The organism is Seongchinamella unica, from assembly GCF_004354085.1.
GTDB classification, from domain to species: domain Bacteria; phylum Pseudomonadota; class Gammaproteobacteria; order Pseudomonadales; family Halieaceae; genus Halioglobus; species Halioglobus unicus.
Genome location: NZ_SMSE01000003.1, coordinates 578,164 through 604,008 on the forward strand (window position 1 = coordinate 578,164; position 25,845 = coordinate 604,008).

23 protein-coding genes are annotated in these 25,845 nt (G+C 57.9%); 16 read left to right on the plus strand and 7 right to left on the minus strand.

Going from position 1 to position 25,845, the window contains the following annotated elements; genetic code table 11:
- Positions 1-9: 9 nt before the first annotated feature.
- Positions 10-801: a 2-keto-4-pentenoate hydratase gene (locus tag E2F43_RS14855; RefSeq protein ID WP_133214004.1), complete on the minus strand. Its 792-nt coding sequence runs from the start codon at positions 799-801 to the stop codon at positions 10-12.
- A gap of 249 nt (positions 802-1,050) precedes the next feature.
- On the opposite strand from E2F43_RS14855, the gene E2F43_RS14860 reads away from it, so the two are divergent.
- From E2F43_RS14860 to E2F43_RS14870, 3 genes are all read left to right on the plus strand, one after another.
- Positions 1,051-3,534, plus strand: coding sequence for a TonB-dependent receptor (locus tag E2F43_RS14860; protein WP_238946941.1), 2,484 nt, complete (start codon positions 1,051-1,053; stop codon positions 3,532-3,534).
- Positions 3,535-3,665: 131 nt separating this feature from the next.
- Entirely contained in the window at positions 3,666-5,189 is a 1,524-nt protein-coding gene (locus E2F43_RS14865) for an arylsulfatase (protein ID WP_133214006.1), read from the plus strand.
- A 99-nt stretch (positions 5,190-5,288) separates the two neighbouring features.
- Positions 5,289-6,914 (plus strand): acetolactate synthase large subunit, encoded by a 1,626-nt coding sequence (locus tag E2F43_RS14870; RefSeq protein WP_133214008.1) that lies wholly within the window; start codon positions 5,289-5,291, stop codon positions 6,912-6,914.
- A 20-nt stretch (positions 6,915-6,934) separates the two neighbouring features.
- Here E2F43_RS14870 and E2F43_RS14875 read toward each other — a convergent pair whose 3' ends face one another.
- Together E2F43_RS14875 and E2F43_RS14880 are read right to left on the minus strand one after the other, a co-directional pair.
- Positions 6,935-7,654 (minus strand): Crp/Fnr family transcriptional regulator, encoded by a 720-nt coding sequence (locus E2F43_RS14875; protein ID WP_133214010.1) that lies wholly within the window; start codon positions 7,652-7,654, stop codon positions 6,935-6,937.
- Positions 7,655-7,759: 105 nt separating this feature from the next.
- On the minus strand, positions 7,760-8,677 hold the full coding sequence (locus E2F43_RS14880; protein WP_133214012.1) for an NAD-dependent epimerase/dehydratase family protein: 918 nt from the start codon (positions 8,675-8,677) through the stop codon (positions 7,760-7,762).
- Between the two features lie 184 nt (positions 8,678-8,861).
- On the opposite strand from E2F43_RS14880, the gene E2F43_RS14885 reads away from it, so the two are divergent.
- The 4 genes from E2F43_RS14885 (at position 8,862) to E2F43_RS14900 (ending at position 12,451) form a co-directional block, all read left to right on the plus strand.
- Entirely contained in the window at positions 8,862-9,143 is a 282-nt protein-coding gene (locus E2F43_RS14885) for a PqqD family protein (protein WP_133214014.1), read from the plus strand.
- A gap of 76 nt (positions 9,144-9,219) precedes the next feature.
- Complete coding sequence (locus E2F43_RS14890; RefSeq protein WP_133214016.1) at positions 9,220-9,810, plus strand: LemA family protein; 591 nt, start codon at positions 9,220-9,222, stop codon at positions 9,808-9,810.
- 196 nt (positions 9,811-10,006) lie between these two features.
- Positions 10,007-11,932, plus strand: coding sequence for a M48 family metallopeptidase (locus E2F43_RS14895; RefSeq protein ID WP_133214018.1), 1,926 nt, complete (start codon positions 10,007-10,009; stop codon positions 11,930-11,932).
- 135 nt (positions 11,933-12,067) lie between these two features.
- Entirely contained in the window at positions 12,068-12,451 is a 384-nt protein-coding gene (locus tag E2F43_RS14900) for a helix-turn-helix domain-containing protein (RefSeq protein ID WP_133214020.1), read from the plus strand.
- A gap of 259 nt (positions 12,452-12,710) precedes the next feature.
- Here the strand turns inward: E2F43_RS14900 and E2F43_RS14905 are convergent, their stop codons facing one another.
- A complete protein-coding gene (locus tag E2F43_RS14905) occupies positions 12,711-13,310 on the minus strand; it encodes a hypothetical protein (protein WP_238946942.1) in 600 nt (199 codons plus the stop codon).
- Between the two features lie 490 nt (positions 13,311-13,800).
- A complete protein-coding gene (locus E2F43_RS14910; RefSeq protein WP_133214024.1) occupies positions 13,801-14,910 on the minus strand; it encodes a carboxymuconolactone decarboxylase family protein in 1,110 nt (369 codons plus the stop codon).
- 120 nt (positions 14,911-15,030) lie between these two features.
- On the opposite strand from E2F43_RS14910, the gene E2F43_RS14915 reads away from it, so the two are divergent.
- From E2F43_RS14915 to E2F43_RS14955, 9 genes are all read left to right on the plus strand, one after another.
- The gene (locus E2F43_RS14915) at positions 15,031-15,720 is read left to right on the plus strand and encodes a winged helix-turn-helix transcriptional regulator (protein WP_133214026.1); all 690 of its coding nucleotides are present in this window, start codon (positions 15,031-15,033) and stop codon (positions 15,718-15,720) included.
- A gap of 172 nt (positions 15,721-15,892) precedes the next feature.
- Positions 15,893-16,789, plus strand: a complete 897-nt coding sequence (locus tag E2F43_RS14920) for a sulfotransferase domain-containing protein (RefSeq protein ID WP_133214028.1) — start codon at positions 15,893-15,895, stop codon at positions 16,787-16,789.
- A 129-nt stretch (positions 16,790-16,918) separates the two neighbouring features.
- Positions 16,919-17,389, plus strand: coding sequence for a hypothetical protein (locus E2F43_RS14925; protein WP_133214030.1), 471 nt, complete (start codon positions 16,919-16,921; stop codon positions 17,387-17,389).
- 333 nt (positions 17,390-17,722) lie between these two features.
- Positions 17,723-18,283: a hypothetical protein gene (locus tag E2F43_RS14930; protein ID WP_133214032.1), complete on the plus strand. Its 561-nt coding sequence runs from the start codon at positions 17,723-17,725 to the stop codon at positions 18,281-18,283.
- A 181-nt stretch (positions 18,284-18,464) separates the two neighbouring features.
- Positions 18,465-18,833, plus strand: coding sequence for a hypothetical protein (locus E2F43_RS14935; protein ID WP_133214034.1), 369 nt, complete (start codon positions 18,465-18,467; stop codon positions 18,831-18,833).
- Positions 18,834-18,974: 141 nt separating this feature from the next.
- Entirely contained in the window at positions 18,975-19,463 is a 489-nt protein-coding gene (locus E2F43_RS14940) for a hypothetical protein (protein WP_133214036.1), read from the plus strand.
- Positions 19,464-19,681: 218 nt separating this feature from the next.
- A complete protein-coding gene (locus tag E2F43_RS14945) occupies positions 19,682-20,560 on the plus strand; it encodes a trypsin-like serine protease (RefSeq protein WP_165954334.1) in 879 nt (292 codons plus the stop codon).
- 331 nt (positions 20,561-20,891) lie between these two features.
- Positions 20,892-21,272 (plus strand): hypothetical protein, encoded by a 381-nt coding sequence (locus E2F43_RS14950; RefSeq protein WP_133214040.1) that lies wholly within the window; start codon positions 20,892-20,894, stop codon positions 21,270-21,272.
- 158 nt (positions 21,273-21,430) lie between these two features.
- On the plus strand, positions 21,431-22,645 hold the full coding sequence (locus tag E2F43_RS14955) for a lanthionine synthetase C family protein (protein ID WP_133214042.1): 1,215 nt from the start codon (positions 21,431-21,433) through the stop codon (positions 22,643-22,645).
- A 454-nt stretch (positions 22,646-23,099) separates the two neighbouring features.
- On the opposite strand, the gene E2F43_RS14960 is transcribed toward E2F43_RS14955, so the two are convergent.
- Both E2F43_RS14960 and E2F43_RS14965 read right to left on the minus strand, forming a co-directional pair.
- Entirely contained in the window at positions 23,100-24,932 is a 1,833-nt protein-coding gene (locus E2F43_RS14960) for a sensor domain-containing diguanylate cyclase (RefSeq protein ID WP_133214044.1), read from the minus strand.
- A gap of 113 nt (positions 24,933-25,045) precedes the next feature.
- The gene (locus E2F43_RS14965) at positions 25,046-25,831 is read right to left on the minus strand and encodes a YdcF family protein (protein WP_133214046.1); all 786 of its coding nucleotides are present in this window, start codon (positions 25,829-25,831) and stop codon (positions 25,046-25,048) included.
- Positions 25,832-25,845 lie beyond the last annotated feature (14 nt).

The following is a 25,845-nucleotide window of genomic DNA, read 5'->3' on the forward strand; positions in this document are numbered from 1 at the left end:
CGTCCGGAATCAGGTGAAAGTAAAGCTCACGTCGCCGAAACCGCTGTCGAAGCGGGCCACCAGTTCGTCACCGGCAGCCACCGGCACCGCCCGCAGGAATGAGCCTGACAGAATGACGTCGCCGGGTTCGAAGGCCACGCCGAAATCAGCCAGCTTGTTGGCCAGCCAGGCAACCGCGTTCAAGGGGTTTCCGAGCACCGCAACTGAATTACCCTGCTCCCTGACCTCGCCATTGATTTCCAGGCTGCCCTGGATATTGCGAATATCGATATCGCGCAGGTCCAGGGGATTGCCACCGAGAATCACGCCACCGACGGCGGCCAGGTCAGCGATGGTATCGCGCACGTCCATGCCCGGCCCGTAGGCCACCCGGAAGTCGACGATCTCGATCGCCGGCAGCACAAAGTCTGTGGCCCGGATGACATCAGCCACGTTGATACCCGGTCCCGCCAGGCGTTCTTTCATGACAAAGGCCATCTCGATCTCCACCAGCGGCTGCTGCCAGTCGCTGCGCGGGCTCTCCCCGGCCTCGGGATAAAACATGAAGTCCAGCATGGCGCTGTAGTCGGGTTCCGTGGAGTTGGCCATTTCCTGCATCGGCCTGGAGGTGAGGCCTATCTTGTAGCCGCGGACCTTGTGGCCCTTCTCGCGAAACTGCTGTACCACTTTCTCTTGAATGCGGTAGGCGTCTTCCATTTCGATCTCCGGGAAGCGGGGATTCAGCAGCGGGACCTGCGATTTTTCCCCAAAGCAGCGATAGATGTCGGCCGCGATGTCCTGGCGCACTTGTTCGGTCAGCATGATGTTACCTCTCTTGTCGATTATCAGGTGTTGAATGCAGGTCATACTGACGCCAGAGCGACAGGATGACTGTCAATATGGCGACACTTAAGGGTAAAACGAATTCTGCCTGAACTGTCCTGAAGTTGACATTCTCAGGCCCGGGGCGCTGCTAGCATTCACCCTCCAATGCTGCGAGAAGGCCGAAAATCGGCCTGGAATTATATTAATAAACTGGCCGCAAGCCGGCTGATTTGGAGGGAAAACCCGATGAAAAAGCACCACACGCTGAACACACTGACCGCCGCCATGATAGGCCTGGGCCTGGTCCAGCCAGTCATGTCACAACAGCTGGAAGAAGTCGTGGTCACCGCCACCAAGCGGGCCGAGAGCATGCAGGATGTCTCGATCTCGATGATCGCGATGAGCGGCGATTCGATAAAAGATATGGGTATCACCCGCGGCGAGGACTTTGCCGTGGATATTCCGGCCGTTGCAATTACCCAGAGCCCGATAGGCAACTTCGTCTTTATTCGCGGTGTTGGCACGCCGGGTGTTAACCAGGGTATCGAGCAGTCGGTTTCTATCTTCCACGATGGCATCTACATGGGGCGCAGCCAGCTGGCCAGGGCACCCTTTATGGATCTTGAACGGGTGGAAGTACTGCGCGGCCCCCAGAGTGTGCTGTTCGGTAAAAACACCATCGGTGGCGCCATACACGTGATCAGTGCCAAGCCGACCCAGGAAGTCGAAGGCATGATCAGCGGCCTGTATGGCTGGGAAGACGGAGAGAAGGAGATCACGGGCGTTATTTCCGGGCCAATTACCGATACCCTTTCCGGTCGTCTCGCCTATCGCGGCTACGAACTTGATGGTTACCTGGAAAATGTCCTTACTGGAGACGATGGCCCTGAGCGCGACGACGAAACCTTGCGCGTGCAACTGGCCTGGGACGCCACCGACACCTTACTCATCACCGGCAAGTGGGAGCAGAGCGATTTCGAAAACCGGCAGGTCTCCACCCAGTTAGCCAATTTTGATACTGCGCCTGCAGGTATCGGTTTCAACAACCTCAACCAGGCTCTGGTGTCCAGCATTACCGGTGGCGATGGTACCGAGAAATATGACGACGAACGCGCTGTCATCAATGATGGGGGCGCCGCCCTCGGCCAGCTGTTGCCCCAATACGCCGGCCTACCCGGTTTCCCAGACCTGCCTGAGGTGAGTGAAAACTCCATGGAGCTTGGCACACTCACGCTCGACTGGCTCATCGGTGAGCACTCCCTGACAGCCATAACCGGTTACGCGCACTACGACTATCGGGATATCTGCGATTGTGACTTCTCGGCACTGCCGTTTATCCAGGTAGACGCCCGCGAGGACTACGACCAGTTCAGCCAGGAAATTCGCCTGACATCGCCGGGCGGGGAGAAACTGGATTACATTGTTGGCCTTTACTACCACCAGAGCGACCTTGAATACAGCGCCAGCGACAGCTTTGGTTCTTCTTTGGCGGCTCCCCTGCTGGGAGCACCGGCGGCACTCACTCCCAATCTCAGCCGGGACTACAGTCTCGATCAGGAACAGGACATGTGGGCGGTCTTCGGTTCAGCCACCTACAGTTTCACCGACACAACGCGCCTGACCGTTGGCATGCGATACTTCGAGGAAAGCAAGGAAGTTGATCATCCCCTGAGCAAGCGGTTTACCGATGGCTGGGACTACAGCGCCGCCGTGGGTGCGCCGGCGGGCACCATAACCTACGGCGATACTGCGGCTGAGTACGACCGATTCCTGAGCGATTTCGCTGGAACCCCCCTGGTGACCATCCCCGAGGGCATTTATGCCGCACTCCTGGGCACCTTCGAGCACGACATTCGCAAGCGCAAGCGGGATGAAGACGATATTACCGGCTCCCTCACCCTGGAGCACGATATCGGCGGCGATTCCATGGTGTTTGCTACCGTTGCCAATGGTACCAAGGGTGGTGGATTTGATGCCCGATTCCTTAAAACTACCAACGACCCGAGGTTCGAGTACGACGAAGAAAAGGCGATCAGTTACGAGCTGGGCGTGAAAAGCTCACTGCTGGATGGACTGATGACATTAAACGCCACGGTGTTCTATACGGAGATTGAGGACTTCCAGGTCAGCGTTTTTGATGGCCAAACCGGTTTCGTAGTGCAGAACGCCGCCGAGCTGGAATCCAAGGGCGTGGAGATCGATATCAAGTGGGCGGCAACCGAGAACCTGACCCTTGGCTTCGCAGGCAGTTACCTCGATGCAGTCTACGCAGACTATGCCACTGCCCCCTGCTGGACACTCACCGGCAGTCAGCCTGAGAATCGCGGCAACTGCATCGACCGCGGTATGGAGACAGAGCGTCGGGACGCCTCCGGTGACACGATCAATTACGCGCCCGAGTTCGCCTACAATCTCAACTTCGACTACCGGCTCCCGGTCGGCGACGCCCTGGAAGCGCGCGCGGTACTGAACATCAACTACTCGGACGGTTACGCTACTGCCGGCGACCTGGACGAAATCTACACCTGGCAGGACGACTACACCAAGGTTGACCTGCGCCTCAGCCTCGGGGGTGTCAACGGCATGTGGGATGTCGCGTTGATCGGTAAGAACCTGACCGACGAGTACATCAGCGGCAACAGTGATGACCAGCCGCTGGTGCCGGGCAATGGATTTGCCTCCACCGACCGCCTGCGCTCCTACGCGGTGCAGGCCACCTACCGCTTCTGATGGCGGCCCCCTCCGGGGGTATTGGGGGGAGGCCACTGGGCCTCCCTTTTTTTCACTGCCGGAGCAACACCACTGAACGATGGTTACTCCGGACACCACAGGCCGGGTTATCCTGGCGGGGACAGTCAACGATGCGATTTCTTCGTAGTAAGGTATTAATCAGTCTATGTCTGCTGCTCTGCTGGCTGCAGTCACTGCCGGCCAGGGCTGATACCGACAAGCCCAACATCCTCATTATCTGGGGCGATGACATCGGCATGTGGAACATCAGTGCCTATCACCGGGGCATGATGGGCGGCTCCACACCCAACATCGACCGCATTGCAGAGGAGGGCATGATCTTCATGGATCACTACGCCCACCCCTCCTGCACGGCCGGCCGCGCCGCCTTTATCACCGGCCAGTACCCGATCCGGACCGGGCTCAGCACCGTGGGCCTGCCCGGGGCTGCCCAGGGACTCTCGGCGGAGGACCCGACCCTGGCGGAAATGCTCAAGCCGCTGGGCTATGCCACCGGCCAGTTTGGCAAGAACCACCTGGGTGACCGGGACGAGCACCTGCCCACCGCCCACGGCTTCGACGAGTTTTTCGGCATTCTCTACCACCTGAATGCGGGCGAATACGTCGAGCAGTATGATTTTCCCAAAGGAGAGGACGCCCGCGCCTTCGCCCAGCGCGGCGTGATCCACGCCTGGTCAGACCGCAAACCCGAGGACCTCGGCGGCTTCGGCCGCAAGCGCCAGGAGACCCTGGACGAAGAGGTGCTGGGCAAGTCCACCGCTTTCATTCGCAAGGCCGTGGCGGCAGACAAGCCCTTCTTCGTCTGGCACAACATGACGCGCATGCACTACCGCACCCATCTCTCCCCTGAGTACCAGGACAGGAGCGGCTACGGCATCTACGCCGACGGCATGATGGAGGTGGATGACGACGTCGGTGTGCTACTGGACCTGCTGCAAGAACTGGGCATCGCCGACAACACACTGGTGATGTTCTCCACCGACAATGGCGCCGCCTCCAACAGCTGGCCGGACGGCGGCAACCATCCCTTCCGCGGGGAAAAAGGCGTCGGCGGCTACGAGGGCGGTTTCCGCGTACCCATGCTGGTGAAATGGCCGGGCAAGGTGCCAGCGGCCACCGCGACCGGGGAATTCATGACCATGGAGGACTGGGTGCCGACGATTATGTCGATGCTGGGCCAGCCGGACCTGAAACAGCAATTACTCGGCGGCCAGCGGATAGGGAATCGCAACTACCGGGTGCACCTGGACGGGGTCGACCAGACCGCCGTGCTCACCGGCACCGGGCCCACCGCGCGCGAGGAGTTTTTCTACTTCACCGAGACCACCCTGCACGGCCTGCGCTGGGGCGACTACAAGTTCCTGTTCAAGTCACAGGACAAGTGGTTCAACGGCGTACAGCAGCCGCTGGTGACCCCGGTGATTACCAACCTCAAGCTGGACCCCTTTGAACGCTTCCAGCACGCGCGCGGTTTCGACGAGTGGCAGGAGAACCGCTCCTGGCTGCTGGGCGCGGTGATGCCGCGGCTCCAGTCCTTCGTCAAGTCGCTGCAGGACTATCCGCCGCGCCAGCGCAGTTTCGACCTGGACATCGATGCGATCATGGATTCGCTGTACCAGAATGCGCCCCGGTGACCGCCGGGGCCGGAAAAGAAAGTCGTCTCACAACAAATCGGTCTCGGCAGCTTCTGCTAAGCTCGACCACATCAGAATTACCCTACAGGATTTACCACCATGAACGGAGCACAAGCACTCTTCAACGCCTTGACCAACGCCGGACTCGACACCTGCTTTGCCAATCCGGGCACGTCGGAAATGCAACTGGTGTATGAGATGGGCAAATCCGATGCGGTACGTCCCGTGCTCTGCCTGCAGGAAAACGTGGTCACCGGCGCCGCCGACGGCTACGCCCGCATGGCGAACAAGCCCGCTTTTACCCTGCTGCACGTGGGATCCGGCTTCGCCAACGGCATCGCCAACCTGCACAACGCCGGTCGGGGCAATGTGCCGATCGTCAATATCGTCGGCGCCAACGCCACCTATCACCAGCCCAATTTCCCGGAACACGAGTTCATCGGCGGCAAGATTACCGAAGTGGCCGGAGCCGTGTCCCACTGGACCCGGGAAGCGAGGTCCGCGGCGGAAATGGGCATTCTCGGGGCTGAAGCCGTCAGCCAGGCGATGATCGGCAGTGGCCGGATCAGCACCCTGATCGCACCCACCGATTGCCACTGGGACCCGGCCCCCGACGCACCGCAGGCCGTGGCGCCCGCGCCAACCTCGCGCGTCGCCGGTTCAACCATCGCGTCGGCGGCCGCGCTGCTGAACAACGGGCGCAAAACCGGCATCCTGCTGGGCACCCACGCACTGCGGGAGGAGGGCCTGGAAATTGCCGGCCGAATCGCCGCCAGCACCGGCGCCCAGCTGCTGGCGGAAACCTTCCCCGCGCGCCTGGCCCGTGGCGAGGGGCGTGTCGAAGTGCAACTGGTCCCCTATTTTCTGGAGATGGCCCAGTTCTTCTTCGCCGAGTATGAGCAGATCATCGTGGTGGGTGCCCTGCCGCCGGTGTCGACCTTTGCCTACGAGGGCTCCCCCAGCCACAAGGCGCCGCCAAGCTGCGAGATATCGAGCCTGGCCACGCCGGACTTCGATGTGATGGCTGCCCTGGCCGACCTGGCCGAGGCGGTTGGCGCGTCGGACGAAACCTCCCCCCGCTGCCAGCGCGTGGAGCCGGACCAGCCGCAGGGCGTACTGACCGCCGCCGCGGTGGGGCAGAGCGTCAGCCTGCTGATGCCCGAGGACGCGGTACTGGTCGATGAAAGCGCGACTGCAGGTATGGACCTGTTCCAGCAGACGGTTGGCGCGCGCCGGCACGAGTATCTCTACGCCATTCCCGGTGCCGCCATTGGCAACGGCTTGCCGGTGGCCCTGGGGGCCGCCGTCGCCAGCCCCGAGCGCAAGGTGGTGGCGCTGCAGGCGGACGGCAGTGGCATGTATACCAACCAGGCCCTGTGGAGCATCGCCCGGGAAGAGTGCGATGTCACTATCGTCATTATCAAGAATGACGCCTACGCGGTGCTCAACGTCGAACTGGCGCGCGTGCGCGAAGGGGAGCCCACGGAAAAAATGCTGTCAATGCTCGAACTGGACCGCCCCACAATCGACTGGGTTAGCATATCCAAGGGCATGGGCATCCCGGCGGTGTCGGTGAATACCGCGGAGGAATTCCACCTCGAGTTTGAACAGGCAATGGCGCAGAAAGGACCCATGCTGATCGAGGCGAACATCGCCCAGGACCTGCAGCCCGTGGTTGACCTGATACTGCAGCAGAAAGCGGCACGCGCAGAACAGGAAAGCTGAAAAGCTTTCCCGGAGAGCCGTCAGGTCGTTTGCTGGTAGCCCGGCGTGATGGGCTCGCCAGCAAGCAGGTACTCGTACTGGTCCTTGAGTCGCTCCAGGTCCTGGATGTAGATTCGCCCATAGCGCAGCTCGATGATGCCCTCGCAAACGAGGGCCTTGAGCTCCTTGTTGATGCTTTGCCGCGATGCACCCAGCATCTGGCCCAGCTCTTCCTGGGAGATGGCGATGAACAGCTCGCGCTCGGGGTTGTTGGAGTCGCGGCTGTAGGCCATGCGCAGGACACAGCGCGCCACCCGCTGATGCAGGGTGAGTTCGCTGGCTTCCTCGTTGAGCGCATACAGGTAGCGCACGCGATGGCACATCATCAGGGCGATTTTGCGATCCACCTCGGGATAGCGGGTGGTGAGCTCATCGAATCCGGCCCGGCTCAGCACCCGAACCGCGCTGTCACAGGAGGCGATGGCATGGCTCACCCGGGGGAGGCCGTCGATCAAGCCCATTTCCCCGAAACAGTCGCCCGGCTGAAACTCGCCGCTCACCACTTCCCTGCCTTCCAGGGAGTAATTGCACAGCCTGACCCGGCCTTCCACCAACTGGTATAACTCGTTGGGTTTATCGCCCTGGCGATAGACGGCCTCGCCTTTCCCCACCCGACGCAGGACACTGAGTTCCTCGAAAGCCTGTCGCGCCTCTGGCGAAAGCTCACTGACGAATGCGTGCATGTGGGGAATTACTCGCATAAACCCGACTCCCGCGCGACTGTCGACTGGTTGGCCACTTACCGCCCTGTGCAGCACATCATACCATTACCGGCCCCGGGCGCACCCTATCGGTGCACGCGCTGGTCAGGCGCTCAACTCGATCTCCGGGTAGCGTTTCTGCATCGCCGCCCGGATACCTTCTTTCCAGCCGTACTGGCAGGGACCGGCCAGCGACTTGCGCTTCTGGTTGTCGAGGATCTTCATCTGCCACATGGCGTGTTCACCCTCGGTGATGGTCAGCGAGAGGCCGGTGATTTCCTCGATATAGGCCGCCATCTGCTCCACCGATACCGGCTCGTCACCACCGAGATTGACCACCGGCGCCGGCACTGCGGCGTGCGCCAGCAGGCCCTGGACCTGGCGGATGATGTCGTCCTGGTAGATGGGTGAGCAGTAACTCTCGCTGTCGGCCTTGCGCTGGTAGGGCCAGCCGTTCCGCATGAAGTCCACCAGCACCATGGGCACGCCGCCGTGGCCGTGCTCGCCGTAAGCCACGTCCAGGCGCGCGATAATGGTCGGCAGTCCCAGGGACAACGCCTGGAAGCGCACCACCGCCTCCGTGGCCAGCTTGCTCATGGCGTAATGGTGCGAGTAATGGGAAAAGCCACCGAGCACGGCATCCTCGGCGATCACCGCCAAGGGGTCGGGGTCATCCCGGTAAATGGAGGAAGAGGACATGTGGAAGAAGGCTTTTACATCCCGGTAGCGCTGCATCAGGAAACCGGTGCCTTCGGCATTGAGCATGCCCGCCTCGGATGTCTTGGGGTCGGTATTACAGCCGCAGTGAATCACATAATCCACCTCCGGCAGGTGATCCAGGTCGGCGTCGCCAATTGAGAACACGGCGGACTTGATGCCCTGCGCTTCCAGCTCCGCCTTCGCCTGCGGGTCACTGAAGCGGGCGCCAGCCCAGACCTCGTTGTTACTGACAAGCGCCTCGGCGATGGGTCTGGCGACCTGTCCGGTGGCCCCGGTGACAAGAATCTTCTGGTTCTGCAGCATGGATTATTCTCTGTGTTATTCACCAGCTGAAAATGTAACTGAAAGTCATGCGGCTAACTACGCCGGGGCGTGGATTACAGGATGGCATGGTAAACCCCGAGGGAACAAATGCCGGCGGCGGGCACGCTTGATTTTCGCCGCCGGTCGAAGCACTCTGTGGGTCCATGGCAAACGATTACCCGGTATGAAACTCGAGCAAACCGTCACCATCTCTCCGGACGTCATCTCCCAGGAAGTCTCCGGCGAAACCGTATTGCTGGACCTGAACAGCGAAAACTATTTCGGCCTGGACGAGATCGGTACGCGGATCTGGCAGCTGATTGAATCCTCGGGCCGGCTGCAGGATATCTACGAGACCCTGCTGGCGGAGTACGACGTGGAGCCCGACCAGCTGCTGGAGGACATGGAACAGCTGCTGACCGATATCGAAAAAGCCGGCCTGGTTTCCCTGCAGCCGGACGCCTGAGCGGCCGGGTTATTCCCCCCACCGTTGCGTGGTACCATCGGCCTGACAACAACATCGCAGCCGTGGGGAGAGACTTATGTCCGGCATCGTTTTCTGGTTGGTCCTGTTGGCGCTGGTCATCTACATCGTCAGCATCTACAACCGGCTTGTTACCCTCAAAAACCGCTTCAAGAACGCCTTTGCCCAGATCGAGGTGCAGCTCAAGCGCCGCTATGACCTGATCCCCAACCTGGTGGAAACCGCCAAGGGTTACATGCAGCACGAACGGGAAACCCTGGACGCGGTGGTGACCGCCCGCAACGACGCCGCCGCCGTACTCAAGGCGCTGGAAGGGGGCAAGCTTGGCGGCGGTGACATCTCCCGGCTGGCCAGCGCGGAGAACGCGCTGCAGGGCGCCCTGGGCAAGCTGAATGTCACCATGGAAGCCTACCCGGACCTCAAGGCCAGCGAGAACATGCAACAGTTGAGCGAGGAGCTTACCACCACCGAGAATCGCGTGGCCTTTGCCCGCCAGGGTTACAACGACGCGGTCATGCAGTACAACACCTACCGGCAGAGTTTCCCGCCGGTGTTGTTTGCCGCCAGGTTCGGCCACCCCGACGATGCCGAGCTGCTGGAGTTCGACGATTCGGTGCAGATCCAGGCGGCGCCAAAGGTGGCGTTTTAGCCAGCGTCCTTCACCAGAGCCTCCGTGATTGGCAGCAGATAAGTGGATCTGGTGATGATTTACAGATTACTTTTTACTTTCAGCCACTAACGGCTTTGTCATCCCCGGGAAAGCGGGGATCCAGTGACCCAGCCAACCGCTGGATTCCCGCCTTCGCGGGAATGACTACCTGCCAGCCAGGACCCGCTTCAAAACAGTGAACTTCTTTCAACAACAAGACATCGCCCGCCGCAACACCCGCGTGCTGGTGTTGATGTTCACCCTCGCCGTATTCGGGCTGATCCTGCTGACCAATGTGGTGGTCGCCGGCTTCGTGTTTTTCAGCGAGGACTACAACGTCTATAACGGCGGCAGCGGCAACTTCGGCAGCTACTTCAACTGGGAACGGTTCGGCCTGATCGGCATTGGCATCACCGCCACGGTCGCCCTGGTGGTGCTGGTGAAATGGATACAGCTGTCCACCGGCGGCAAGGTGGTGGCCGAGAGCATGGGTGGCGAGCGCATCCTGCCACAGACCACCGACCGCGCCGAGCGCCGCTGCCTCAACGTGGTGGAGGAAATGGCCCTGGCGGCCAACATGCCGGTGCCTGCGGTCTACGTGATGAACCATGAGCGCGGCATTAATGCGTTTGCCGCCGGCATCGTGCCCGCGGATGCGGTCATCGCGGTGACCCGGGGCTGCATAGACCACCTCAGGCGTCACGAGTTACAGGGGGTGATCGCCCACGAGTTCAGCCATATCCTCAACGGCGATATGCGCCTCAATATCCGCCTGGCGGCCATGCTCAAGGGCATTACCTTTATCGGCGACGTGGGCCATATGCTGCTGCGCAGCAATAACCGGGTGCGCACCGGGCGCAGCCGCAAGGAAGGGGCGGCCCTGCCTGTACTGGGCCTGGCCCTGTGGATCCTGGGTTGGGTGGGCGGCCTGGCGGCGGGGTTCATCAAGGCCGCCATCAGCAGGCAGAAGGAGTACCTGGCGGACGCCAACGCGGTGCAGTTCACCCGCGACGCCAGCAGCATCGCCGACGCCCTCAAGGTGATTGGCGGCTATATACCCGGCAGTCTGGTCCACGCGGCGAGGGCGGCGGAGATGTCACACATTTTCTTCGGCCAGATCGAGCACCACCTGTGGCAGGTGTTCGCCACCCACCCGCCGTTAGCGGACCGCATCAAACGCCTGGACAAGAACTGGGACGGGACTTACATCCAGCGCAAACCCATCCATTATCCCAACCCGCCGGCGGATGCGGACGGCGTTGAGGGCATGGAGCGGGCCAAAATCGTGGCCGCCGCCATGGCCTCGGTGGCGACCGCGGCAGCGATTGAGCAACCCCTCACCGATGCCCAGTTCGCCGACGAGGCGGCCGACTTTGAGCAGGACACCGCGCAGCAGGAACAGCTGCCGCTGGCCCTGGTGCGTCACAGCCACGAACCACTGGGCGCACACGCGATCACCTGCGCCCTGCTGATGAACCCCCAGGGCGATATCTACCAGCGCCAGATGGCGGTACTGCAGGAGAGCGAGACCCAGGGGCTGGCGGAACTGGCCCACACCCTGTTCCCCGCCGTGGCCGAACTCGGCGCGCCCAGGCGCTTGCCCCTGCTGGAACTGTGCCTGCCGGCACTGAAATCCATCTCCTTCAAGCAGTACCGCAGGCTGAAAACCACCCTGTTGCGGCTGATCCAGGCGGACGCCCGCACCGAGTTGCACGAGTGGTGCCTGTACCAGCTGGTGCGTCATTACCTTGACCCGGAATTCATCCAGGTCAAACCGAGCCGGTCCCGCTACAAACGCCTGGGCAAGGTGGCCCCCCAGCTGCAGGTGTCCCTGTCGGTGCTGGCCCACGAGGGCGGCGGCCACAGCGACACCGTGTTCAGGCTGGGGGCCGATGAGCTCGGCCTGGGCAACCTCACATTGCTGCCGCCAGAGCAGTGCAGCGTCGCTGCGTTCAGCAGGGCAGTGCATGACCTGGCAGATTGCTACCCCCTGCTCAAGCCCCGGGTGCTCAAGGCACTGGCGATGGCGGCGGGTGAGGACGGACAGCTGACCCCGGAGGAAAAGGAAATCATCGCCGCCATGGCGGCGGTGATGGACTGCCCTTCACCGGAACTGCTGTAGGGAATCCACCAATTTCAACCAGCCGCTGGCCAGCGTCAGCGCCTGTGCTAACCTGAAACATACGCCGCCGGATTGCGGCGCAATTACCCAGCTTCTGTAAACCACGACAAGGATGTTATGGCTATGGAACACGCAATGCCCCTCGGCACAGGGGAGGCCCCCTGCTGCCTGCGCCCGGAACGGCCGGACACCCCATACCGCTACCGCACCACCGACCGGGTGCTGCAAATCCTGCTCGACGGCGACCTGGCCCGACTGCGGGCAGAGTCGGTTGCCCACAGTATGGGCATCAGCCCCACCACCCTCAGGCGACGACTGCGCGCGGATCACACCCACTACCAGTTCCTGCTGGACCGGGCTCGCCAGTACCGCTGCGAACAGCAGTTGCGCAACGTCTGGCTTCCGGGCAAGTGCCTGGCAGACCAGCTGGGCTACCTCGAGGTCAACAGCTTCTACCGGGCCTTCCGCCGCTGGACGGGGCTGAATTACAGTGAGTACAAGGAGCGGTACTGCAGCTGAGCTCGGTCACGGTCAGGCCGCGTGCCCCAGTTAACGGACCCTCATCACTGCAACGAACAAGGTGAATTGCGCCGCAGGCGCAAGAGAGGGTGCCCTGGGGTACAAGGTGAATTGCGCCGCAGGCGCAAGAGAGGGTGCCCTGGGGTACAAGGTGAATTGCGCCGCAGGCGCAAGAGAGGGTGCCCTGGGGTACGAGGTGAATTGCGCCGCAGGCGCAAGAGAGGGTGCCCTGGGGCAAGCCGGAATCCGATGACCGCGCTCATGCATCCCGCATTCGCAGCAGACTGAGCCCGAGCCAAAGAAACCAAACAATCTGTGAGAGCCCGAAGATATCGGTAAACACTTCCACGGGGAGGATCGTTGCAAGACCAAATGCGCCGACAAGACAGCCCAGGCTGTTCAACGCCCTCGGCAATACCCTGTACCTTAGACCGAGCAGACTCACGCCAGCCACCCATAACCCACCAACAATCTCGTTACCGCCACCGAGACTGTCGCCGAGCATCGAGATAACTCGCCATAATTGGAAGGCTGCCTCCGAGCTGTCGGGCAGAAGGCCGACAACCTGCTTCAGGCCGGTGACATAGATCATTCCACTCGCCATGACGAGCCCAACCCAAACCGCGCCAAACAGCGAAGTGAGTAACGCTGCTGGCCCGTAGGGGCTTAGCAGGTCATGTAATCCGGCGACCATGACTGCCAGTAAGGCCCCGAACAAAATATAGATTGCGCCATAGGCTATAGAGATGGCCAGCTGATTCTCATCCAAAAACCGGAGTTTTTCTTCCTGAGTGCCATGTGACGGGTAATCGAAGAACGCGCCAAAATAGACGAAGGCTGCAATGTAAATAAGGGCCATCGCGAGTCCGGAACAGCCTGCGGCGGAGCGTAGACTAATCATCGGGGTTTCAGTGCCGGCCAAGCGATGTGGATTATGGTGTGTCAACGTGAACGCCTCGCGAGTTGCAATTGACGCGTTAGATTAACGCATTCCGGTTGATCCCACATACTCACCCGCGACAAACTGATTCGATTTCGCGATAGACGACTGCTGGCGAGGCCCAATCTGCGGTCTCAAAACTGTCCTACCCTTGCTGAGACCCACCCCCAATCGAGACCGGTCAACCCAGCAGCAGATCACTGACACTCGTTAGCTTCTCCGATTTGTTGACGTAGTTCAATCAACTCCTCTCTTAGCGCACGAATCTCCTCTTGCAGCAGATCGCTGGGGTCCGCGTCCCATGTTAGAGCCAGTTCATAGGCGAAACTGACCCACCGTCTCAGGGAACTCGCTATGCGTTCAATGTTCACGATGAAACCTCCTGGTTTGCAGGTATATGACCGCGATGCTAAGCAGCGACCGCCTGAGATCCGCAATTCCCAGTCTCGATCTTGGATACTATAATTTCGGCAAACCGTCGGGCGGCCGCCGAAGACGACCAGGCCAGAATACGGATAAAGCGTTCCTCGTCCGCGCTATCGCCAAGTACGTCCCTGACCATGTCATCGGTCACTCGGTAGGATGCCTTGGCGAGAACGATTGCCAGACGTGCGATAGCCCTGTCTTCGCCCGACAGTGATTCGATGTCCTCGTCGATCCAGCGACCATCCAAAGGCATTGTTTCGCCATTCCAGCGTTTCAGAGAAGCAGTGACCGCGCTTCGCACGGGTGCCGATATCTCCTTTGCCCCCTCTGTTTCAATCGCTGCAGCGTAACGCGCCACTGCATCGGCCACTCTGGGATTCGGACGGGCCCATTCCATGTCGCTGGGAAGCTCTGCCTCTGGCAATAATGGCAGCGCTCGACCAGGTTCGAGCTCGACCTGTCGCGTGACCTCCAGTTCAGATCCGAACAATCTCAACGCCAGTGCCTTAATGGAGCGCAGTCCAAATGGAGCCGAGACCGGTGAGCCTGTCATGACCACATGGCTGAACCTGTTGATATCGCTCATGCCCATCAGTGTGCCAATGACCTCGGGTAACTGCTCTTCGGAGAATGGAGTTTCTGGCAGGGGTTCGCCGCACGAGGTCGCCAGAGTGGCCACCCACTCAAGCCGGCGACGCAGCAGGTTGTCAGGCTGATCGAATTTCGAAGCGGCAAAAATTTCCATTGCCGCATCGTGTTCACCTCCGGCATGTACCAGACTTATCAACATATCCTCACAGTATGGGCAATCGTTGATCTGTGACAGTACAGCGGAAATGGCGTCCTTGGTTGTACGATCGACCTTGTCAGGAACCAGCATAGCTTCTCGCCCGACTGTCCAGATAGCCGCCATCATTCCCGGTACTCTGGATCTGCTGGTGAGCGAACCATTCTTAAAGAAGTCCTCGCGAATCATCTTGTAGACTTCCCTTGTCTGCCCCTCTGCCTCCCGGGTTTTCACCGCAGTGACATAGCGCATTGTCTGCACTGACAGAGTGTCAAACAACCAGTATCTAATTTTTGCTGGCAACATTATCAGTCCTCCTGTGTGGGTTTCGTGTTACAGCAAGCCTGATCCTAAGGACCCGTGACCCAGACAGCTAGTACAACTTTTGTACTACCATGTTCACTGCTAAGCGTATAGAGTTAAGTCATGATTGAGTACGGCCAATTCTGCCCAATTGCCAAAGCTTCTGAAGTTCTGGGTGAACGGTGGACAAACCTCGTTGTTCGTGAGCTGGGCGCTGGAAGCGAGACCTTTAACGATCTTCGAAGAGGACTTCCTTTGATGTCCCCTTCGTTGCTCTCGGCCCGCCTCAAATTCCTGGAAGCGGCTGGTGTTGTTGAACGGTCAGATTCCGGTAAAAGGATTCGTTACACACTCACGGAAGCCGGTCGCGAACTGAAACCCATACTACTGGCGCTGGGCACCTGGGGGCAGCGCTGGGCGCCCACCCGGTTTGAGCCCAAAGACCTTGATCCTTCAATGCTCATGTGGGATATCCACCGAAGCATGAAGGCGGATTATTTCGGCCAACACCACACGGTACTACTCTTTGAGTTCGAAGATTACACATCGAAACACCGGCGATGGTGGTTGATTGTTGAGCGTGGGGAAGTCGACGTCTGTATGAGAGATCCTGGTTATGACGTGGATCTGCATATTCTGACAGATGTAAAGTCGTTAACAGCCATCTGGCTGGGTCAGATCACCTTCGCACAGGCGATCCGCAGAAAGCTGTTGAAGATGGCTGGAGATTCACAGCTGAAAAAAGATATTCACCTATGGCTTGGAACGAACTACTTCTCGAGCGTGAAATCTGTTAACCCTGTTCGCATATAGTCTATTGGCTCAATCCGAGTCTCAAGGCTGGCTGCCCCCTGGCTATGACTTGGCATTACGCATGCCACACAAATTCATGAAGACAGGGTGAATCAATGCACGCTCTGATTTTGACGGCAAAGGGCCGGACAAAATGCTATTCTGAAGCGCCACGCAATGAGACGATCGACCCATGAATGTCCTTGCTCCAGTTCTTTCACCCGCGGTTCGGGCATATCGCGGATCGACCACCGATCCGTTGCGTTGGGTGACGTGGAGTCCGAGAAAGGGTGACATCCTTGTGTGCACGCCGCCCAAATGTGGAACAACCTGGACTCAGACAATGCTCGCGATGCTTGTCAACGGCAGTTCGGACCTGCCGGAAAAGGTACCGGTGCTGTCTCCTTGGGTTGACGCGGACCTTGGCGTTCCCGCCGATGAAGTTGCCGCCAGTCTGGCCGCACAAAAGGGGCGGCGGGTGGTGAAAACGCATACGCCGGCAGATGGGTTTCCGATCTGGGACGGTGTAACAGTAATCGCGGTCTATCGACACCCACTGGATGTCTTCTTTTCCCTTCGCAAACACGAGGCCAACAAAAGCGTGGCCGTACCGGATCATCCGATGAGCTTATCCGTCCCGGACTCTATCCGTCTGTTTATCAACGGATCAGCGGACCCGGACGATTTTGATAAAGACACATTGGCCTCCTTGACCCTCCACTATTGTGAAACGGTCCTTTCCGGACGCTATCCGCACCTCCACGTCCTGCACTATTCGGACATGTTGCGCGACGGCCATCGCACCGTGCAACATCTGGCCAGGGCAGCTGGCATTGAGGTCGACGCGGAACTGATTGACCAGGTCGCAGCAGCGACGGCTTTCGGGGCCATGAAGGCCAGAGCTGTCGACTATGCTCCGGTGGGCGGTACCGGCTACTGGAAATCCGACGACGGATTTTTCGATTCTGCCGGTTCTCGCAAGTGGGAAGGCCAACTCTCGCAAGCCGAGATCGAGCTTTTCAATACCCGTCTTGCTGAACTTTTGCCGGACGACAAGGCCCGAACCTGGCTGTTGGCGGGCGGCAGTTAGTGGCACTTCCGGGCCGCCTGAACAGTGTTTCCTCGGAGATTTCTACAACCGATTGAATCCACACCGAATAGCGGCCTCAGCCCCTGAGTCATCTATTCTATAACAACCATTAACAACTGGATTTGTGGCATGAAATTTTTTACCGCTTGGATGGAGGTGCTGGCAAACATAGGCGTTTTGGCCGGAATTATATTCCTGACTATTGAGGTATCTCAAAACACACTCGCGACGAAAAGCGAAGCATCTTTGGCGATTCAGACTTCAATATCGGAGTCAATTTCTGACTTATCAAGCAATCCTGAGGTATTCGATGTAATTGCCAAGGTCTATGCAGAAGAGGAGCTAACAGAAAAAGAGCGACTCCTGGCTTCTTTTCGCTTCCATTCCACTCTGACAATGATGGAGGGCGCGTTAATGCAGTATCAACTGGGAGTCATCGATATGTCTGTTATCAACTCTTTCGATGACGAGCTATACGAGCTGACCCACAGCTCAGAATTTGCTCGGTGGAACTGGAAGAACCAGGCAAACAGTTTTTCTCCGCAGATGCAGCGTCATGTTGCCGAAGTGATAGCAAGAGAAACAAAAAATCGGACGTGATTTGGCAATTCCGCGATGGATATCGTCGTGTGCGGCAAAGACTAGCTAAAGAAAGTAGCGGAATCTTGGCCGTCCATAGAGAACAATCCCTGATTGGCACGCCATAGATGGCCGTCGACTCGTGGTAGGTTGGAAAGAGAGGCCTTCGGGCCGAGACGCGGTAACACCTTATCGTGGAGTTTCTAGTTTTTTGCTGGACGATCAGGGGAAAATCAAAAATTACGTGGACACATCCAATATGCAGGAGGTCATAGCAGCTTTTAGCTCGTAAATGTCCTCTTTCGCCTTTTAAACGGTATGATCCTCACTGTATCAATAGCAGGGGGGTAGATCATGTCATTCACAGAGATAACGGCTGTACTGGGTAACTTAGGTGGTTTCATTGGGGCTATCGCGGTGGTGGTGACCCTGTTTTATCTGGCAACGGAGGTCAAGCACAGTAAGGAGGCTACCGAGGCCAATACCCGATCATTGGAGGAGGGTAGGAATCTAGCGTTAGTACAGACTTATCAAGCAAACTTGTTTAGGAAAAGCGACTATTTGATGAGGTTGTCTGAGTCACCAATGTTGCCGGCTCGCCTAAAATACTTTGAGTTAGGCTATAACGCGCTTGATTCAACTGAGCGTTTTTATATGCGGACGACGATATTGAGTCAGGTGGCGGATGTGACTGCTCGCCATTATGCAATGGAAAAGGGATTAGCGCCTGAATATTTGGAAGTGTTTCCGGCACTTCTGAGGGAGCAAAGGAAAAGCTGGGAGGAATTTGGGATATTTCCGTTGGGGGATGAATTTCGTGAGTCCTTCAAGCGCGATGTGGAAAGAGTATTCTCCGAGCAAGATGAGGAGGTTGCTGCTGCAGGGGCAGCACACTCATCAGAGGATAATGTCTGAGCAACTAAGCTCTATAGGCCTTCTTTTTACAATCGACTTCTGATGTACGGGTCGGGGTAACCACAATCGTAATAGCTTAGACTTGATCTGACAGACAGTGTCAGAATCGTACGTCCCATTTCGCCTATTAAGAGACCTCGGTCTATCCTTGTTGGGGTTCTGACAACACGGAGAAAAAGAAATGACCGAGTACGAGCTATCTGATCTCATTAACAGCATCTCAAGTAATATCGTTCAGGGACAAGCTGTTTTCCTAACAACTATCACAGCATATCTTGTAGTGGCCTATTCTGTCGGTGCGAAGCTAACGCGCTTTCAGGTGTCTTTCATAAACTTTGTGTATATCCTATTTGGGCTAGTTGGCATTCAGGGTCAACTCTATAATTTTGACCGAGCTTACTACTGGGGAGGAAAGCTCGCGGAACTGAGCGGCGAATCCCCCACGTCTGCAGAAAACGCGTCTCCATGGGTGTTTATCTCGGTTCGGCTTGTCATGGTAATCGGATCGTTGATCTTTATGTGGCAGGTCAGGCATCCCAAAACAGAGTGATGCGGCTTGGCTAGTGTCTCTGTAGAGGTGATAGCGGAAGCTTTCACTTCTCACATCCGAATTCCTAGTCAGGCTTCCCCTTTCGCCTATTAGTGGACATCGGGTTATCCTTGTTGTAGGAATCCAATACGGAAAACAAGGATGAAACTACCTACCTATCAATTCGTTGCTCAAATGGCTGCGGCTGCCGCAGTGGTCATTTCACTGGCTCTGGTTGCATACGAGCTCAAACTGAGCCGAGATACCGCAGTTGGAGAGCTTGCGGTCTCAGTACATGAGTTGGAGGCCAGTGTTTATCTCGAGGTGCTTGATGTCGCGGAGTACAACAAAGCTATTTATAAACTGGAGAACAACGAAGAAGAGTTAACGTGGAGCGAGCACAAAAATTTATTTCGAATAGTCATGACCAGCACCGGTATAGCGACTGCAAAATATGAGCTTTGGAAACTTGGTCTTCTTAGCGATGCCGAGTGGGAATGGGAAGTAAGAAAAATAAAGGACAACTGGAGCAACTTAGAAATCTGGCGTGAGCTTATGTATTCCGGTAACTATAAAAATGACGAATTCATTCAGTTATTAGACGAAATCACGACTGAGTGGGAGGCAGAACGAGCCAGCGCAATGGAATAGATGCGAAATGTCTCTGATCAAAATAGGTCAGGTTTGAGGTGCGCTGTGCCAAACTCCGAGGCGTAGGGATGCAGCATGTCGGGCTAGGGGTATAGGGTGCCATGTCGGAATGCATTTTGCGCTTTTCGCTAGTGTCGACTATACATGCTGTTGTTAAGGCGCCAAAGCGCCATAAATTTCCTCTAACGAAGAACCAAATTTGGAGTAAGGACATAGCCATGATCAAAAAACTTACATTGTCATTATCTCTAGCAATGATATCGGCAGTAAACGTGTGGGCCATTCCGTGGGGCACCCCTGATCAGAACAACGAAAGAGACAACGTCGTCACCTTCCTTTTTGCGCAACCAGTGCCAGATGAACCAGGAATTGGTTATTTTTCCTGCACTGGCACTTTAATTTCGCCGAGAGTGGTTTTGACGGCAGGCCATTGCACCGGCTTTCTTGATGAAAACGATCAACTCCAGCCTAATCTTGGAACTTGGCTGTTTACCGGCCAATCCGTCTATGAATCGTTTGACAGCTCAGGATTCGACAAGTTCGCTCAGTGGATATTCACTACGTGGGAGCACGTTACTGCAGTTCCCCATCCTGAATACAAAGAATACGCCGAGTTCCCAAGAACATATGACGTGGGCGTGCTGTTATTGGATGTGGACGCTCCTTACCCAACAAGCAGCGGATATGGAATCCTGCCTGAAAAGGGAAAATTCGATTCACTTGATAAGAGGAAAGGTAAGCAGAATAGGTCGTTTACGGTGGTTGGCTACGGTGCACAAGAACTAGTGCCAGTTCCGTTTGTTTCTGATGACTGGGCGCGCTACATAGCCGAAGTTACCGTTACAAATACCAAAAGTTCCATTACCGGAGACTACAACTTCCAGCTCACTAATAACCCTGGTAGGGGTAACGGTGTGGGTGGAACCTGTTTTGGAGATTCAGGTGGACCGAGTTTTTGGGTTGATCCGGAAACCAGGATTGAGTACATCTCCGGCATTACGTCATTTGGAATCACGCAATTCTGCACTGGCGTGGGTTACAACCTAAGAACAGACATTGACGATGTTCTTGATTTTGTGTTGCCCTACTTACCTTAGTGAACAAACGGTCTGAAGTTCAGCCCGCCATCTGAACTGGCCCCCAGTCATTCCACACCGATAGCGAACTCGCACGTCCGCTATTAGGTGTGGATTCAACCGGTTCTAGTCACCTATCTCTTGGTTAATGACATTGGGCTGATTGGGGTATCAAAACTCGCCAAGCCTTGATGGGTGAGACTGCCTGCAGAAGCCCGATCTGCGGTCTCAAAGCAGCCCCAACCTTACTGAGAATCACCGCCAATCGAGGCTGGCCATTTTCCAAACGCTTTCGCCTGCTATGCGGCATTTCGTCTATCTTTGTTGAAGATCTAATCATGGAGATAAACAAATGACCGAATATGAAATGGGCGAACTGCTGCACAACCAGTTCGATACACTGTGGGAAAGCTCTCAAATGTATTTTACCCTGGTCAGTGCCTACCTCGTAGTCGCTTACCTGGTGGGTGACAAACTGACTCGTAAACAGTATTCAATTGTCACTACACTGTACCTGTTTTGGGTATATGGCGTTATTCAAACGCAGTGTGTTTCAGGAATTGGGGCAATCAGACTTGCAGAAATCATTTCTGGCAAAGAGGGGATATTGCTCCAATACTCGCACGGATTTTTAATGGAATTTGGGATTTTCGGATTCACCGTCGTAATGGTCTGTGGTGTTTTTGCTTCGCTATACTTTATGTGGACCGTCCGGCACCCCAAACCAATATGATCGCCTTGAGGTGAACAAGGGCATTAGCACCCCGGCCTGGTGGAATCCGGGCGCGGACGTCCCTTTATCGCCCAACAGCTGACACAGGGGTTATTCCCGTAGTAAGGCAAAGGCTGTAAAGATACCGCGATAAAAAATTCAACAGAAAGCGAGTGTTTATGTCAGACCAACATCCACTGTACGAACGGGAACGGCACCGGGCGGTGAGTTCGACGCCCTGGGATGAGCAGAGCGCGCGGGAGGAGATTCGTTGCATCGTTGACGCAGTTTTTGCTGCCCGCCTGGAAACGGGTCTCTGGCCGTGTGAAATCGACTTTCCCTTGAGCCTCTATGCCGGAGTCGCCGGTATTGCCTGGGCCATCGACAGGCTGACTGATCGAGGTTATCTGGATCAAGCGCCGGTTGGCCTGTGTGCCTCTCAGCTTGCCGTTACTCCCGAGCTGATAAACTGCCCCGCATTTTTTGCGGAGTTCGATGTACCGCTATCACATTCTTTTTACCTGGGTGAAACTGGCGTCTATCTTCAGGCCTGGAAGGAAACCGGCGAACCGGGACTGTTAGATCGACTGGATCAGTTGATTGGCGCCAATATGGAGCACCCCTGGATGGAAAACCTGTGGGGAGCGCCGAGCACGATGCTGGTTGCCAGTCATCTGTACCGGGCAACCGGCGACGAGCGGTTCGCCGACCATTTGCGGCTCGGGGCCGACTATCTGTGGAACCGACTTGAGCCGCAACCCCAGACAGGCTGCCTGATGTGGGATATCGAAATTTACGGGGAACAAACCTGGTTGACCGGCGCGGGACACGGCTATGTGGGTAACGTATTTCCGGTATTGCGTTCGCGGGAAATTTTGGGCGATGACCTATACCGGTGCTGGACCGACAGTATCGCCCAAACAGTGACTCGGACCGCCCAGCGCGAGCATGGCCTCGCCAACTGGCGTCCCAGTATCGGCAAGGCGAGGAAAGGCCGGGATAGTTTCCTTGTCCAGCAGTGCCATGGGGCACCGGGGTTTGTCATTAGCCTGGCAGCGCTTTACGGCTGCGGTTATGAAGACTTCGATCAGGTCTTGCGAGAGGCAGCCGAACTCACCTGGCAGGCCGGACCGCTCAACAAATTTCCCGGCTTGTGCCACGGGACGCCGGGCAATGGCTATGCGCTTTTAAAGATGTATCACCTGACGGGAGATGAGCTCTGGTTGCAGCGTGCGCGTCAGTTTGCGGTTGCAGCCATTGAGCAGCGTCACGAACGTTCTGAGGCCGGGGTCAACGCCAGTTCAAATTTGTGGGATGGGGCACTGGGTTTGGCCCTCTACCTGGCGGACTGCCTGGAGGGTAAAGCTGATTTCCCCACTCTCGATCATTTCTGACCGGGCATCCAGAAAATGCTCAAGGTCGGGTGGGCACCTTCTCTTGCGCTTCCAGCGCAATTCACCTTGCACCCCAGGGCACCTTCTCTTGCGCTTCCAGCGCAATTCACCTTGTACCCCAGGGCACCTTCTCTTGCACTTCCAGCGCAATTCACCTTGCACCCCGGAATGACGGAGCCCTATAGCCGCTGGATTCCGGCTTTCGCCGGAATGACGGAGAGGTACCAGGTTGACGGAGAGGTATCAGGTTGACGGAGGGGTACCAGGTTGACGGAGAGGTATCAGGTTGACGGAGGGGTACCAGGTTGACGGAGGGGTACCAGGTTGACGGAGAGGTATCAGGTTGACGGAGAGGTATCAGGATGACGGAGGGGTACCAGGGTTAGGCGAAGCGGTACCAGGTTGACGGAGGGGTACCAGGGTTAGGCGGAGCGGTATCGGGAAGGCAAGCGGCTCAATTCACCAGACTCAATCCCTTGTAATTCCCTATCATTACCTTGTTCCGACCGCCCTCCTTGCCGTGGTAGAGCGCGGTGTCGGCCCGGGCGATACAGGCATCGAGGGACTCACCCTTGCGGAAGGCGGCAATGCCAAAGGTCATGGTCAGGCTCAGCCGCAGGTTATCAAATTCGAACAGGTTGGCGGCAACCGCGTCGCGCAACTTCTCGGCGAGGATCGCCGCGCCGTCGATCTCGGTTTCCGGCAACAGCATGATGAATTCCTCGCCACCCCAACGGGCGACCCGATCGACATCGCGGGTGCGTTCTTCCAGCAGGGCGGCCACCCGCTTGAGTACATGATCGCCACAGACATGGCCGTACTGGTCGTTGAACTGCTTGAAGTTGTCCACATCCGCCAGCACCAGAGAGAAGCTTTTGCCGGTGCGGAACATTCTGCGGATCTCGGTTTCGGCCTCCTCGGTAAAGCCGCGCCGATTGAGCAGCCCGGTGAGATGGTCAACCCGTGCCGCTTCCGCCAGACGACGATTGACCGCGCTGAGTTCAGCGGTACGCTCCGCCACTTCGGTTTCCAGCGTGGAGTACATGCTGGTGAAACGGTCGGCCATGGACACGGCCATCGCAATAAGAATCGCCACAAAGCCCAGGGGCGCCAACCTGCTGGTCTCGATGTGCGCCAGGTCGATCAGCAGGTCATTGACGCCGGTGGCAAGGAAGATAATCGTGCCCAGCAAAATGGTCTTCGCTTCCGGATTGCCCGCCCGGGATTCACGGAATATCACCCACGGTGCGAAGGCGATAATCGGCAGCGTCCACAGCTGCCACCAGATCAGGGTGTGGAAGTGAATGGCATGCCCCGGCACCAGCACGACCAGCACAGCCGCGGCCAGGAAGCTCCACTGGTACGCCCGCAGCCAGCGACCGATGGGCAGCTGCAACAGCGACCAGACCATCTGTATGCCCAGCGCCGGAAACAGGTAGATCGCCCCGAACTCGATTTTTTTCATGGCCAGGAAGGAGATCGGCAGCAGGTATTTCCACTGGGTCAGCATCACCCCGTAAATGGCGATATTGGTGGCCATCAAGCCGAACCAGAGGTAGGTTTCCAGGTTCCTGTTGCGCGCGAACAGGTACAGGTGATAGAGGCCGAAGGCGAAGATCAGGGCGCAGAACAGCAGGCCGGGCACTTCACTGACCATGCCCTGCAACATCAGGCGGCGGTAGTCACCCAGCATGAAAACGCCGGACACCGGGCCGGCGCCCCAGGCGTCGACCAGGGCATCGGAGCCACCCCATACCCGCAGCGCCAACACCAGGGTACCGTCCTTGTTAATGGCCGCTGGCGGAATAACGAGAACCCGCTGTCGGTCATAGTCGAACTCCCCCAGCGGCGGCAGGCTGCCGGCGCCCCCGACCAGTTGGCCGCCGGCGTACAGTTCATAGGCGCTCAGGACTTTACCCATGCGTACCGCCAGAATGGGCGCCTGGTTAACACCGGCAATGTGCGGGTCCAGTTGCAGGGTGAGTCGATACCAGGCCAGGTGCTGGTGCTCGGGATAACCGCCCCGCGGCCAGCGCTGGGGCATATCGACACTGCGCCAGTGATTGTCATCAGCGCCGGGGGCAGCCCAGTCAAGATTATCCCCCGGCTGGAATCGCCACTGCCCGCGCAGGGAGACACCGTCGCCCAGGGCATCGACAGTCACGTAGGGCAATTCACTGGTGGTGGCCTTCGCCAGGGCGGGCGCAGGGGCAACCAACAGGCACCAGGCCGCGATGACGGTCAGCGCGGTCAGCAAGCTGTGGGCTGTTGTCTGGCAATGGCGCATGCAGTTGTTATCACCCCTGGGGTCAGGGAAAAAGTATAGGGCCGCGCGGGCGGAATGCGTCCCCGACGTGCCCAAAGCTTGAATCAGGTCACATAAAATCCGGAGAAAACCGCTTACAGCCAGCCCTGGGCCCGATAATAGGCAAAGCCCACGTATTCCTTGATGGCGGCGGTGGTGCGTCCCAGGTCTTCCACCGTGGGCAGCCAGCGCGGCACGGCGGCTTCACCCACCAGTCGCTGGTAGTCGGTGGGGGCGGGAATCACCTCAAAGCCGGCGCGCTCGAACAGGGGCACAGCCCGGGGCATATGGTAGGCGGAGGTGACCAGCAGGATTTTTTCCACTCCCCGCCCTTCCAGCAGCGGCCGGGAGTAGGCGGCGTTCTGCCGGGTGTCGCGACTCTGGCGCTCCAGCAGCAGGGCCGTCGCCGGCAGCCCCATCAATTCCAGGTAGTCGCCAATCTGTTCCGCCTCGGGCCGGCTGCCGGTGGTGGCACCTCCGGAAACCAGCACCAGCGGCGCCTTGCCCGCCTGGTACAACGCCAGGCTGTGGGTAATCCGATCTGCCGCCGTGTGCAGGTCCGCCATGCTGCTCCAGTGGGCGTCACCCCGGGTGGCGCCGCCGAGCAGGACGATGGCATCTGCGCCGGGCAGCACTGACATGGCCTTCGGCCGGTAGTCATTTTCCAGGCTGGCCATCAGCCAATCGGCGACCAGTGCGGTGGAACAGGCATACAGCCAGGTGAAAGCGATGACCAGCAAGGTCACCGCCACCCGTCGCCAGCGCATCAGCAGAATCGCCAGCAGCACCAGCAACAGCGACAGGCTCAACGGGTAGGCGAGAAGGGACAACAGCTTGGTCAGAGAGAATGAGATGGCAGGCTTCCTGTATACTCGCTGCAATCACAATACCAAGC